A 12369-nucleotide genomic window follows, 5' to 3' on the forward strand; every position below is an offset into this window, starting at 1 on the left:
TTCCCCGATTTCCGGTGATCTGGCTCACTGGCGGAGGATGCCGCATCTAGTCCATAGGCGGTCGGCGGCGCAGCTGCTTGGTCGCTGAGCGATTCGACTTGGTCTCCAGCCGGCGGCGCTGGGAACCCCTGGTGGGTTTGGTGGCCCGGCGCTGCGGCGGGTCGGGCCGCAACGCGGCGGCCACCAGCTCGGCCAGCTTCTGCTGGGCATTCTGCCGGTTGCGCCACTGCGAACGTTCCTGGGCCGAGGCGACCACGAGCATCCCGCCGGTCAGCCGGGAGGACAGCTTGTCCAGCAGCCGCTGCCGCTGCCAGGGCGAGAGCGCCCTGGACCCTGCGATGGACCACGACAGTTCCACCCGGCTGTCCGAGGTATTCACGTGCTGGCCGCCGGGCCCGGAAGAGCGGCTGAAGTGCCAGGACAGCTCGGCGGCCGGGATCACCAGCGAACGGGAAATGTGCAGGTCCATCTCCCCAGTCTCCCACGGGCAAACGCAGGCCGGCGCCCGCTGCGCAAGCTGCGCAGTGCAGGCGCCGGGCGGGCGTGGAATGGCGGCTTCTAGGAAGCGAAGTCCTTGAGCAGGCCGGTCACCGGGTTCCACTCGGTGATGATGCGCTGCGCCAGGGCACCGGTGGTGCTGAACGGGTCCTGCTCCAGCACCTCGACGAGCGCTGCCTCAGACTGCGCGGCCAGGATCAGCAGGGCGCCGTCGTTGACCGGCGTCGGGCCTGAAGCCAGCAGCTGCACCGGTCCGTCGCCCACAAAACCTCCGAGGAACTCCCGGTGGGCCGGGCGGTGCTCGTCGCGCAGCTGCGCGGAGTTCTCGGCGTATACGTATTCAACAGCAAAAACAGTCATGGGTTCAGCTTAAATCCTTGCGCCTAGAACAACTGAATCGGCTTGAAGATGTCCGCGTATATTAAGAGGCCGCCCATCGCCAGCATGGCCACGACCACCACATAGGTCAGCGGCAGCATCTTGATGGTGTCCACCGGCTTGACGTTCTTGATGTTGAAGATTCGGGCGACGGTGCGCTTCAGTCCGTCGTAGAGCGCGCCGACCACGTGGCCGCCGTCCAGCGGCAGCAGCGGGATCAGGTTGAATGCGAACAGTGCGAGGTTCAGTCCGCCGGCCAGCGAGAGCAGCGTGGCGAACTTGTCCCCCACGGAGATCGAGTCTTCCGCGCTGATTTCCCCGGCAATCCGCCCGACCCCCACGATGGACACCGGGCCGTTCGGGTCCCGCTCCTCGCTGCCGAAAGCCGCCCGAGCGACATCGCCCATGCGCTGCGGCAGGTGCAGGATCACGTTGCCGATGTTGGCCAGCTGGGTGCCCACCACGCCGGGCACCTCGCGCAGCGGCTGGGGCAGGTTCTCCACGGTGGAGCTCATGCCCACGAAGCCGACCTTGGCCATTTCGTATTCGCCGTCCGCGCCCTTCACCGGGTAGCCGTTGGCGTCGGTGACGGGGCGGTCGGTCAGGTAGGGGGTCATCGTGGTGCTGCGGCTGGTGCCGTCGCGGGTGTACTCCAGGGACACCGGCTGGCCCGGGTTCTCGCGGATGACGTCGGTGAGCTTGTTCCACTCCCCCTGCGCCACGGCAATGCCGTTCACCGAGGTGATGGTGTCGCCGGGCAGCAGCCCCGCCTCGTAGGCGGGAGCGGCCGGGTCCGAGGCCGAGCATTCGGTCTGGTCGGCGTTCTCCGCGGTGGCGATGCACTTGTAGACCTCGGAAACCGTGGTCGTGGTGGTGGCGATGCCGAAGCTGGTGAGCACGATGCCGATCAGCACGAAGCCGATCACCAGGTTCATGAACGGTCCGCCGAGCATGATGATGATCCGCTTGTAGGTGGGCAGCTGGTAGAACATCCGGCCTTCGTCTTCGGGCTTGACGTTCTCGTTGGCCTGCGAGCGCGCGTCATCGACCATCTGGCCGAACACGCGTTGGAACAGGTTCGGCTTCTTCCGCGGCGCCCCCGCCTCGCCTTCGGCGGCCGGGCGCGGCGGGTACATGCCGACCATGGAGATGTAGCCACCCAGCGGCAGCATCTTGATGCCATACTGGGTTTCCCCGCGCTTGAAGGAGAACAGGGTCTTGCCGAAGCCGATCATGTACTGCGGCACACGCAGCCCGAACAGCTTGGCCGGCACCAGGTGCCCGACCTCGTGCAACGCAATGGAGACCCCGATGGCCAGCACCATGAAGACCACTCCGAGGATGAACAGCACGGTGCTCATGCGCCGGCCCCCAGGATCTTCGATGCGCGGGCGCGAGCCCACTTGTCGGTCTCGAGCACCACTTCCACGCTGGGCTCCGCGTTGACCGGGGTGTAGTCATCCAGCGCGCGCTCGATGGTCTCCACGATGTCGGTGAAGCGGATCTTCCCGTCGTGGAATGCATCCACCGCGACCTCGTTCGCGGCGTTGTACACGGCCATGTGGGTTCCGGAGGCCGCGGCGGCCAGCTTGGCGAGCTTCACCGCGGTGAACACCGACTCGTCCAGCGGGTCGAAGGTCCAGCTGGAGGCGGTGGAGAAGTCGCAGGCTGTGGCGGCGCCGGCCACGCGGTGCGGCCAGTTGATGCCCAGCGCGATGGGAAGTCGCATATCCGGGGGCGAGGCCTGGGCGATGACCGACCCGTCGATGAACTCGACCATGGAGTGGATGATCGACTGGCGGTGCACCACCGGCTCGATCCGGTCCAGCGGCACGTCGAAGAGCAGGTGCGCTTCGATGACTTCCAGTGCCTTGTTGACCATGGTGGCTGAGTTGGTGGTCACCACGCGGCCCATGTCCCAGGTCGGGTGGGCCATGGCCTGCTGCGGGGTGACATCGCGAAGCTGGTCGTAGCTGTAGCCGAAGAACGGCCCGCCGGAAGCGGTGACGATGAGCTTGGCCACCTCGTCAGGGGTGCCCGAGCGCAGCGCCTGGGCCAGGGCCGAGTGCTCGGAGTCGACCGGGGCGATCTGCCCCGGTGCGGCGAACTGCTTGACCACCTGGCCTCCGATGATCAATGATTCCTTGTTGGCCAGCGCCAGCAGGTGCCCTGCCTTCAGCGCGGCGATGGTCGGCTCCAGGCCGATAGCGCCGGTGATGCCGTTGAGCACCACGTCGGCGTCCGCGAACCCGGCGACCTCGGTGGCGGCCTGCGGGCCGGCGAACAGCTCGGGCGCGTAGCCGTGCACCGAGGCCTGATGCGCGGCCGCGGCGATCGCGTCGGCGAGCTCCTGCGTGGAATCCACGGCGCTGCCCACCACGGCAGGGCGGAACTTCACCGCCTGGCGCGCCAGCAGCTCCAGGTTGTAGCCGCCGCTGAGCGCGGCGACGCTGAACTGCTCCGGCGCGTTGTCGATGACATCCAGCCCCTGGGTGCCGATGGACCCGGTGGAACCGATCAACGTGACGCGGCGCGGCCGCCCTGGTTCGGGAGAAAAATCTTTGGTGCTCACCCATCCATTATGGTTCTTCTAACTGTGAGGTCCCAAAGAGCGCCGCCTCCGCGCCGGCGCTCACAGCCCCAGGCTGCGGGCAATCAGCAGCTGCTGCACCTGGGTGGTTCCCTCCCCGATTTCAAGGATCTTGGAGTCCCGGTAGTGCCTGGCCACCAGGGATTCGTTCATGAAACCGTAGCCGCCGAAAATCTGGGTGGCGTCCCGGGCGTTGTCCATGGCCGCCTCGCTGCCCACCAGCTTGGCGTGCGCGGCCTCCACCTTGAAGTCCTTGCCCGCCAGCATCTTCGCCGCCGCCGCGTAGTAGGCCAGGCGCGCCAAATGCACGCGGGTCGCCATGCGGGCCAGCATGAAGGAGATTCCCTGGTTCTTGCCGATCGGGGTGCCGAAGGTCGTGCGGGTCTTGGCATAGGCCACCGCCTCGTCCAGGCATCCCTGGGCTGCGCCCGTGGCCAGGGCGGCGATGGCGATGCGCCCCTCGTCGAGGATCTCCAGGAAGTAGGAATAGCCGCGCCCCTGCTCGCCGAGCAGGTTCTCCTGCGGCACCCGGGCGCCGTCGAAGTGCAGCGCATGGGTGTCGCTGGCCCTCCAGCCGACCTTGTCATAGGCGGGGGCGACGGTGAACCCCTGGGTGCCCGAGGGGACGATAATAGCCGAGATCTGCTTCTCTCCGGTGGATTCGTCCATGCCGGTCACCGCGGTGACCGTGACCAGGGAGGTGATATCCGTGCCGGAGTTCGTGATGAATTCCTTGCCCCCGTCGATCACCCATTCGCCGCCCTCGAGTCGGGCGCGGGTCAGCGCTGCCGAGGCGTCGGATCCTGCCCCGGGCTCGGTCAGCCCGAAGCCGGCCAGCTTTTCCCCGGCCGCCAGTTCCGGAAGCCAGGTCAGCTTCTGCTCCTGGCTGCCGAAGCGGTACAGCGGCATGGCGCCCAGCGACACCCCGGCTTCCAGGGTGATGGCCACCGACTGGTCCACCTTGCCCAGTTCCTCCAGCGCGAGGGCCAGGTGGAAGTAGTCCCCGCCCGAGCCGCCGTATTCCTCGGAGATCGGCAGCCCGAACAAGCCCAGTTCACCCATCTGCTTCACGATGTCATAGGGGAAGGTCTTGTTGGCGTCGTTGGCCGCGCTCTGCGGGGCCACGACCTGTTGGGCGAAGTCGCGAACGAGGTTTACCAGGTCCTGGTATTGCTCATCGAGTTCCAGATCAAGCATGGGGCTCTCTCTCCATCGGGGTTCCCCATCCAGCTGCGCGGTGTGCCGGCACCGGATGACGGGTCGTGTCGCCCTGAGGCCAGCATTACTTGGCCGCTCACACCCAAGGCGCGTATGGTTAATATTCGTTAACTGATCGCCGATATTTTTTAGTATCAGCCACATTTTTGACACTAGTGGCAGGCATCACAGTTGTCCATAGTCGGGGTCGGCATTCGCAAGGAGATGATGCCTGTGGCAAGGTACCAGCCGCTGCATGAGCCAACGGACCGCGAGCGCGCCAAGGCCGAACGCCGAGAGGCGCTGCTGCGCGAGGCAACCCGCCTGTTCGCCCAGCACGGCTACGCCGGGGTGTCGCTGGAAGACCTGGGCGCCGCGTGCGGCATCTCGGGCCCGGCGGTCTACCGCCACTTCGCCGGCAAGCAGGCGGTGCTCATCGCCCTGCTGGTGGACATGTCCAAGGACATCCACGACGGCGGGCAGGCCGCGGCCGAGGCCGGTGGCGAGCCGATCGAGGTGCTCTCCCGGCTGGTGGATTTCCACACCGATTTTTCGCTCTCGCGCCCCGACATCCTGCAGGTGCAGGACCGGGACCTGAAATCGCTGCCCAAGGCCGAGCTGGCGCTGGTGCGCAAGCTGCAGAACTCCTATATCGCGCTGTGGACCGCGCAGCTGGCCAAACTGCATCCCAGGGACTCGGCGCAGTCGCACCGCTTCCGCGCGCACGCGGTGTTCGGCCTGCTGAACTCCACCGCGCATTCGGCGCACAATCCGCGCACCAAAAAGTCGGGATTAAAGCCGCTGCTGTCTAATATGGCGCTTGCGGCACTGACTTCACCGGTAACCTAGTTCTAAGCCCTTGCTCTTTGAAGCCTGCCAACCGGCACGCTTCCCACCCGATCGAAAGGCCTTTGCCGTGCAGCTACGTGAGGTCCGCGCTTCCGACTTGGACGCATTCTTCGCTCACCAGCAGGAACCAGAAGCGAATCTGATGGCCGCTTACCAGGCGCGCAACCCTGCTGATCGTTCGGTGTTCGACCACCACTGGAACCAGATCCTGAACGATCCCACGGTGCTGGTGCGCACCATCGAGCACGAAGGCGAAGTCGCCGGCTCGATCCTGGTCTTCGACGGCGAAGCCCCCGAGATCAACTTCTGGACCTCCACCAAGTTCTGGGGCAAGGGCATCACCACCAGCGCGGTGGATGCGTTCCTGGCCGAGTTCACCAAGCGCCCGTTGATGGCCCACGTGGTGCAGGACAACCTCGGCTCCATCAAGGTCCTTGAGCGCCGCGGCTTCAAGACCGTGGGCACCGAGCAGATCTTCTCCAACGCCCGCGCAGAAGTCGTCACCGAGAACGTCATGCAGCTGGACTAGCGGCGCCAAGCATTGATGCACTGAGCCGGTTCCCTTTGCGGGAACCGGCTCAGTGCGTTGTCGGGGCGAATCACCGCGCCCCGGCCGGCGCTACCTGGTGGCGTTCAGCGTCCGCCAGGCCTCGCGGCGGACCGCCTGCTCATGAGGATCCGGCACCGGAGCGGCCGCCAGCAGGCGACGGGTGTAGTCGTGCTGCGGGGCGTGCAGCACGGTCTTGACCTTGCCCTGCTCCACCGCACGGCCTGACTGCATGACCACCACGTAGTCGGCGAGCATGTCCACCACTGCCAGGTCGTGGCTGACGAACAGGCAGGCGAAGTTGAAGTCCCGCTGCAGGTCCTGGAGCATTTCCAGCACCACCGCCTGCACCGAGACATCCAGCGCGCTGGTGGGCTCGTCGGCAATCAGCAGTTCCGGGTTCATCGTCAACGCGCGGGCGATGCACACACGCTGGCGCTGGCCGCCGGAGAGCTCGTGCGGATAGCGGTTGACCACGCTGCGCGGCAGCTTCACCGCGTCCAGCAGCTCCATGGCGCGCTGGATGCGGCTAGCCTTGGTGCCCTCCTTGTGCACCACCATCGGCTCGGTGATGCATTCGCCGATCGGGAACCTCGGGTTCAGCGAGGCGGCGGGATCCTGGAAGATCACGCCGATCGACTTGCGCACCTTGCGCGCTTCGCGCGGCGACAGCTTGGGCAGGTTGTGCCCCTGCACCGAGAGCGTGCCTTCGGCGACCGGAAGCAGGCCGATCACCGCCTTGGCGATGGTCGATTTGCCGGATCCGGACTCGCCCACGATGCCCAGCACCTCGCCCTTGGCCACGTCGAAGCTCACGCCCTGAACGGCCCTGAACTTGGTGCCGCGCATGTCGTACTCCAGCACCAGGTCCTTGGCTTCAAGCACCAGCTCGCGGCCCGCGGAGGCGGTCTGCTCGGCGTGGGCGGCGTTCGCGTCGATCACCACCGGCAAAAGCTTCGGCACCGCCGACAGCAGGCGCTGGGTGTACTCGTGCTGCGGATGCAGCATCACCTGCTCCACGGTGCCGGTCTCCACCAGATTGCCCTGGAACATCACGGCCACCTGGTCCGCCATGTCCGCCACTACACCCATGTTGTGGGTGATCAGCAGGATGCCGGTGTTCAGCCGGTCCTTGAGCTCACGCAAGAGGTCGAGGATCTCGGCCTGCACCGTCACGTCCAGCGCGGTGGTCGGCTCGTCGGCGATGATGACCTTCGGGTCGCAGGAGATCGCCATGGCAATCACGATGCGCTGGCGCTGGCCGCCGGAGAACTGGTGCGGGTACTGCTTGATGCGCTTGGCCGGGTCGGGAATGCCGACCAGGGTCAGCAGCTCCACGGCGCGGGCGGTGGCTTCCTTGCCGTAGGCGATGCCGTGCAGTTCCAGCGCCTCGGTCAGCTGGCGCTCGATGGTCAGCACCGGATTCAGCGCGGTCATCGGCTCCTGGAAGACCATGGCGATGTCGGTGGCGCGCATCTTGCGCATCTTCCCGGCTTCCAGGCCCACCACGTTCACGTTGCCCACCTTGGCCACGCCCGAGACGTTAGCGTTCTCAGGCAGAAGGCCCATGGCGGCGGTGGAGGTCACCGACTTGCCGGAGCCGGACTCGCCGACCAGCGCGACCACTTCGCCGGGCTTCACTGCCAGCGACAGCCCCTTGACCGCGTGCACGTCGGGGCCCGCGGTCTCGAACGTCACCTGCAGGTTGTTGAAGCTCAGCGCGTAGCCCCCGGCAGAGTCATTGGTTGGTGCGGCGTGGCTCATGGCTTCTCCTTGCGGGTTGGCATGGCAAACAGGCCCGCGCGGCGGCGGCGCTTGCCACTGTGGCGTGGGTCGAAGGCATCTCGCAGGCCGTCGCCCAGGAAGTTCACCGACAGGGCGATGGCCACGATGGTCATGCCCGGCCACCAGAACAGCCACGGTCGGGTGGTGAACGCGTTCTGGTACTGGCTGATCAGCAGGCCCAGCGAGGATTCCGGAGGCTGGACCCCGAAGCCCAGGAAGGACAGCGAGGATTCCAGCAGGATCGCCCCGGCGATCAGGAAGGTCGAGTTCACCACGATCACGCCGATGGTGTTGGGCAGCAGGTGCTTGAAAATCACCCGCGAGGTCTTGGAGCCCATGGCCTGGGCCGCGGAGACGAATTCGCGTTCACGCAGCGACAGGATGTCGCCGCGCACCAGGCGCGCCATGCCGGTCCAGGACACCAGTCCCAGCATGAGCGCCAGCAGGATGATCGAGCTGGATCCGCGCCCGGCGATCTGGCCCAAGACCGCGGCCAGCACCAGCAGCGGGATGACGATGAACAGGTCGGTGATGCGCATCAGCGCCTCGTCGATCCAGCCGCGGAAATATCCGGCCAGCGCGCCGACGACTGCGCCGATCGCGGTGGCCACCAGCCCGACGACCACGCCGATGATGATGGACTTCTGCGTCCCGTTCATGACCAGGGCGAAGTAGTCCTTGCCGATGGAGTCCTGGCCGAAGGGGTGCTCGCCGATCTGGATGCCCGAGCCGCCGAGCCAGGTGGGCAGCAGCGACAAGGTGGGCTTGCCGCCGTTGACCACGGCGCCGGCGTCGAGGTAGCTCTGTTTCCACCAGCCGGGAATCGGCCCGTAGCCGATCGAGGTGAATGCCAGCAAAGTGATCAGCACGAGGACGATCGCGGAAATCATGGCCGGCTTGTGGCGCAGGAAGCGTTCCAGGACGATCCGCGACTGACTCTTGGAAGTTTCGGTCGAGACAGCGAGTTTGGCGTCTTCGACCTCTGCAATGGATGTCAGGTTCCCTGGCATCTTGTCGTTTGTGTTACTCATCGAATGTCCTTAGTTTCCTAGACCCGGATCCGCGGATCGAGAATCGCGTACACAATGTCTGCCAGGAGGTTGAACAGCACCGCTGCGGTGCCGGTGACCAGGAAGAATGCCATGACCGGTGCGGGGTCCACCGCATGCAGCCCGGTATTGAACAGGTCTCCCATGCCCTTCCAGCCGAACACCGTCTCGGTTACCACAGCGCCGCCGATCAGGCCGGCGAAGTCGAAGGCCGCGATGGTGGCGATCGGGATCAGCGCGTTGCGGAATGCATGGCGGAAGATCACGGTGCGTTCGCTCAAGCCTTTGGAGCGTGCGGTGCGGATGTAGTCCTGCTGCTGCACTTCCAGCATCGATGAGCGGGTGTAGCGCGAGTAGCTTGCCAGCGAGATGATGGCCAGCACGATGGTTGGCAGCAGCAGCTGGGTGGCGTTGTCCAGGAAATGGTCCCAGAAGCCGCCTTCAAGGTTCGCGGTGGAGGAACCGATGGTTGCGATGGGGCGTCCCTTGAGGTCCAGGAAGCCAGGCCACGCGCGGAAGATGTGGTCCAGCACGGTCAGGCCGGCGCCGACCAGGCCGACGGTCACCGAAACGCCCATGGCGGCCTTGGACAGGCGGCCCCCCATGAGCTTGCCGATCAGGCCCGGAATGACCACGGCCAGGATGGCACCGCCCAGCAGCAGCCATCCGTTCGGTTCCGCCAGGAGCCAGAAGGTCGCGTAGTACATGCCCAGCACTAGCACCGCGGTGATCAAGGCCGGGTACAGCACGCGCTTTTCCTTGAGCCCGACGCTCATGGCGGTGGCGGACAGCGCCAGCAGCACGGTCAGCACGATGATGACTGCCGGTCCCATCTGCGGGAAACGGTAGAAGTTCAGCCACACGCTGTACTGCAGCAGCAGCGGCACGAAGATGGCAGTGGCCAGGAAGGTGATGCCGCGGCGCTTGAGCGAACCGGCTAGCAGCATCTGCAGGACCAGACCTGCGACCACGCCGATCAGGATGCTGGTGCCCAGTGAGATCTGGGGGTTCTCCAGCCAGTTGTTGTAGCCGATGGCCATGTATTCCTTGAGCAGCACCGCGGCCCAGAACACCGGCAGCGAGAAGAACAGGAAGGTCAGGAAGGTGACGAGGTAGTCGAGACCCGAGTACTGGCGCACGGCGGTCAGCACGCCGATGGCGATGCCCAGGATGGCTGCGATGACTGTTGCCAGCAGCACCAGTCGCAGGGTTGATGATGCGGCGTTGGCCAGCAGGTCCGTGACCTCGATGCCGTTGATATTGCGGCCCAGGTCGCAGGCGCCCACGAAGCACTTGGAAACACCGGTCAGCCAGGTCAGGTACCGCAGGTACCAGGGCTGTTCCAGGTTCATGTATTCGGTGCGCTGCTGCATCAGGTACTCGCGGTTTTCCGCGTTGCTTTCACGCAGATCGCCGAGCGGGTCGCCGGAATTAATGACCAGGATATAGAGCAACAGCGATGCGGCTAACAGCACGCCGGCGGCCGACCCCAGTCTCTTCAGGATGAATTTCAACACGGTACTAACGTCCTCTTTCTTCTCGCCTTGTGGCGCTCCCGCCTCCGCGATGTTGGAGCCGGACACGACGCGGGGCCCGATGATGATCGGGCCCCGCGGGCGCTCACAGCTGGTGTATGCGTTTGTTCAGGCCGAAGGCCTACTCAGCACGCATCCACTGCTCGGCGTTCCAGACGATGCCGTTCTGGGTTGCCGTGTGGCGGACATTCTGGATGTCTGCGCCCGAGGCGCTCAGACCCGGGTGGGCGAACATCGGGATGCCGAACAGGTCATCCCACAGCAGCTTCTCGATCTTCTTGGTCTGCTCCGCGTGGACTGCCGGGTCCAGCGAGGTGGCCAGGGTCTCCCACGCGGCGTCGACCTCAGCATTCGAGTACTTGCCGTAGTTCTGCGGCTTGCCTGTCGCGTAGATGTTCTGGCCGGATGTGATCTGGCCCGAACCGGCCCACGCGAACAGTGCTACCTCGTAGTCGCCGCGCTCCTGGGTTCCGCCCGGTGCGAAGAACTTCGGGTCGCCTGCATCCACGATCTCGAAGCCCGCCTTGTCGCACGAGGACTTGATCTGCGCGACCTCGTTGGTGCGGCGTTCGTTCGGCGCCGAGTAGCCGATGCGCACCTTGGTGCCGACTGCGTCCTGTTCCTCGAGGATCTTCTTGGCACCCTCGATGTCGACCTGGTCGTAGCGTCCGTCATAGGCTGCTGCCACGGTGTCCGCGTAGTTCTCCTGGAACGGGAAGACTTCGCGCAGATTCATGACCTGAGCCTCAGGGTTCAGCGGCTTGATCAGGTTGTCGACGATTTCCTGGCGCGGAACGCACATGGCGAAGGCCTTGCGCAGCTCCAGATTGGTCATCGTGTTGCCCTTGACGAAGTTGAAGTCCAGGTGCTCCCAGGTCAGGGTGTCGCCTTGCTGGATGTTGACGGCGCTGCCCAGCCCCTTGAGCTGTTCCAGGGTATCGACGGTCGGCTGTGGGCCGATAACGTCGAGGTCCTTGTTCTGCAGTGCTTGGACCATGCCGGAATCGGCAAGGAAGCGGAAGTTCAGTTCCTTGGTTGCCGCCGGGGTGCCGTAGTAGTTCTCATTGGCGGTCAGGGTGACGGACTCGCCGGCCTTCCAAGAGCTGAGCTTGTATGGGCCTGATACCGGCATGTCTGCTTCGTCTGGAAGGGTGCCCGGCTTGGTGGTCCAGCCTTCGTTCCAGAACTTTGCGGCCTTCTCAAGCTTCTTGGAGTCGCCATCGCGAACGGCAGCGACGAACTCTTCGGTGCTCAGGCCGCCCTTCTTGGCCACGACGTGGGCCGGGTGCAGCATCCAGGTCTGGATCTGCCAATCCGGATCCGGGGCCTTGAACTCAACGGTGAACTCCTTGCCCGCAGGATCGCCCTGGGGGCCCTTCGGGACGGTATCGCCGAGGTCGGTGGAGACCGAGTTGAACAGCGGCTTGTCCTTTGATCCCGAATTCAGGTTCAGGTTCTGAGTAGCCCACGCGAGTACCGCGTCGGCGGTGGTGATGTCGGTGCCATCGGACCACTTGGCGTTGTCTGCGATGGTGTACTTGATGGTCAGCGGGTCGTCGCTGATCTTCTCGAAGCTTCCCAGGTCCTCGTTCGGGTAGATCTTCCCGTCGGTACCGAAGTAGACGAAGCTCGCGAACATCCGGTCGGTAATGCCGGAGTTGTAGGTGGAGTAGGTCTGAGGCGTGTTGCCGTTGTAGCTGATGAATTCAGGGGCGCCGATGGAAACCTTGATGGCTCCATCCTTGGTCGTGATGTCGCCCAGGTCCGCCAGACCGGTAGTGGTCGCCTCTGCGCCGGCGTTGCCCCCGCTTGCGGATTCGCTGGCCGATGGGCTGGTTTCGCTTCCGCCTGGGGCACATGCAGACAGCGCCAGTGCCATCGCTGCGCCTACGACGACTGCCTTCGAAACGCGTTGGAACCGCATTTCGCCTCCTTGAGATC

11 protein-coding genes are annotated in these 12369 nt (G+C 65.1%); 2 read left to right on the top strand and 9 right to left on the bottom strand.

Annotated features, from left to right (window positions below):
- Nucleotides 1-46: 46 nt before the first annotated feature.
- The 5 genes from arfB to DFO58_RS06330 form a co-directional block, all read right to left on the bottom strand.
- Nucleotides 47-469: an alternative ribosome rescue aminoacyl-tRNA hydrolase ArfB gene (gene arfB / locus DFO58_RS06310; RefSeq protein ID WP_047121060.1), complete on the bottom strand. Its 423-nt coding sequence runs from the start codon at nucleotides 467-469 to the stop codon at nucleotides 47-49.
- A gap of 89 nt (nucleotides 470-558) precedes the next feature.
- Nucleotides 559-858, bottom strand: a complete 300-nt coding sequence (locus tag DFO58_RS06315; RefSeq protein ID WP_120989734.1) for a YciI family protein — start codon at nucleotides 856-858, stop codon at nucleotides 559-561.
- 23 nt (nucleotides 859-881) lie between these two features.
- Nucleotides 882-2237, bottom strand: a complete 1356-nt coding sequence (locus tag DFO58_RS06320; RefSeq protein ID WP_060617057.1) for a site-2 protease family protein — start codon at nucleotides 2235-2237, stop codon at nucleotides 882-884.
- The gene (dxr, locus tag DFO58_RS06325) at nucleotides 2234-3448 is read right to left on the bottom strand and encodes a 1-deoxy-D-xylulose-5-phosphate reductoisomerase (RefSeq protein ID WP_120989736.1); all 1215 of its coding nucleotides are present in this window, start codon (nucleotides 3446-3448) and stop codon (nucleotides 2234-2236) included. Before dxr ends, DFO58_RS06320 begins: the two co-directional genes overlap by 4 nt.
- A 60-nt stretch (nucleotides 3449-3508) precedes the next feature.
- The gene (locus tag DFO58_RS06330; RefSeq protein WP_113606677.1) at nucleotides 3509-4663 is read right to left on the bottom strand and encodes an acyl-CoA dehydrogenase family protein; all 1155 of its coding nucleotides are present in this window, start codon (nucleotides 4661-4663) and stop codon (nucleotides 3509-3511) included.
- Between the two features lie 228 nt (nucleotides 4664-4891).
- Between DFO58_RS06330 and DFO58_RS06335 the strand changes: the two genes are divergently transcribed.
- Both DFO58_RS06335 and DFO58_RS06340 read left to right on the top strand, forming a co-directional pair.
- The gene (locus DFO58_RS06335) at nucleotides 4892-5512 is read left to right on the top strand and encodes a TetR/AcrR family transcriptional regulator (protein ID WP_047121055.1); all 621 of its coding nucleotides are present in this window, start codon (nucleotides 4892-4894) and stop codon (nucleotides 5510-5512) included.
- 67 nt (nucleotides 5513-5579) lie between these two features.
- A complete protein-coding gene (locus DFO58_RS06340; RefSeq protein ID WP_047121054.1) occupies nucleotides 5580-6041 on the top strand; it encodes a GNAT family N-acetyltransferase in 462 nt (153 codons plus the stop codon).
- A 90-nt stretch (nucleotides 6042-6131) separates the two neighbouring features.
- On the opposite strand, the gene DFO58_RS06345 is transcribed toward DFO58_RS06340, so the two are convergent.
- From DFO58_RS06345 to DFO58_RS06360, 4 genes are all read right to left on the bottom strand, one after another.
- On the bottom strand, nucleotides 6132-7823 hold the full coding sequence (locus tag DFO58_RS06345) for an ABC transporter ATP-binding protein (protein WP_120989739.1): 1692 nt from the start codon (nucleotides 7821-7823) through the stop codon (nucleotides 6132-6134).
- Complete coding sequence (locus tag DFO58_RS06350) at nucleotides 7820-8875, bottom strand: ABC transporter permease (RefSeq protein ID WP_047121052.1); 1056 nt, start codon at nucleotides 8873-8875, stop codon at nucleotides 7820-7822. The genes DFO58_RS06345 and DFO58_RS06350 overlap by 4 nt, the downstream gene beginning before the upstream one ends.
- Before the next feature lie 17 nt (nucleotides 8876-8892).
- The gene (locus DFO58_RS06355; protein ID WP_047121051.1) at nucleotides 8893-10410 is read right to left on the bottom strand and encodes an ABC transporter permease; all 1518 of its coding nucleotides are present in this window, start codon (nucleotides 10408-10410) and stop codon (nucleotides 8893-8895) included.
- Between the two features lie 139 nt (nucleotides 10411-10549).
- The gene (locus tag DFO58_RS06360; RefSeq protein WP_120989741.1) at nucleotides 10550-12352 is read right to left on the bottom strand and encodes an ABC transporter family substrate-binding protein; all 1803 of its coding nucleotides are present in this window, start codon (nucleotides 12350-12352) and stop codon (nucleotides 10550-10552) included.
- Nucleotides 12353-12369: the final 17 nt, after the last annotated feature.

Origin of the sequence: Arthrobacter sp. AG1021 (assembly GCF_003633665.1) — a bacterium.
Taxonomy (GTDB): Bacteria; Actinomycetota; Actinomycetes; order Actinomycetales; family Micrococcaceae; genus Glutamicibacter; species Glutamicibacter soli.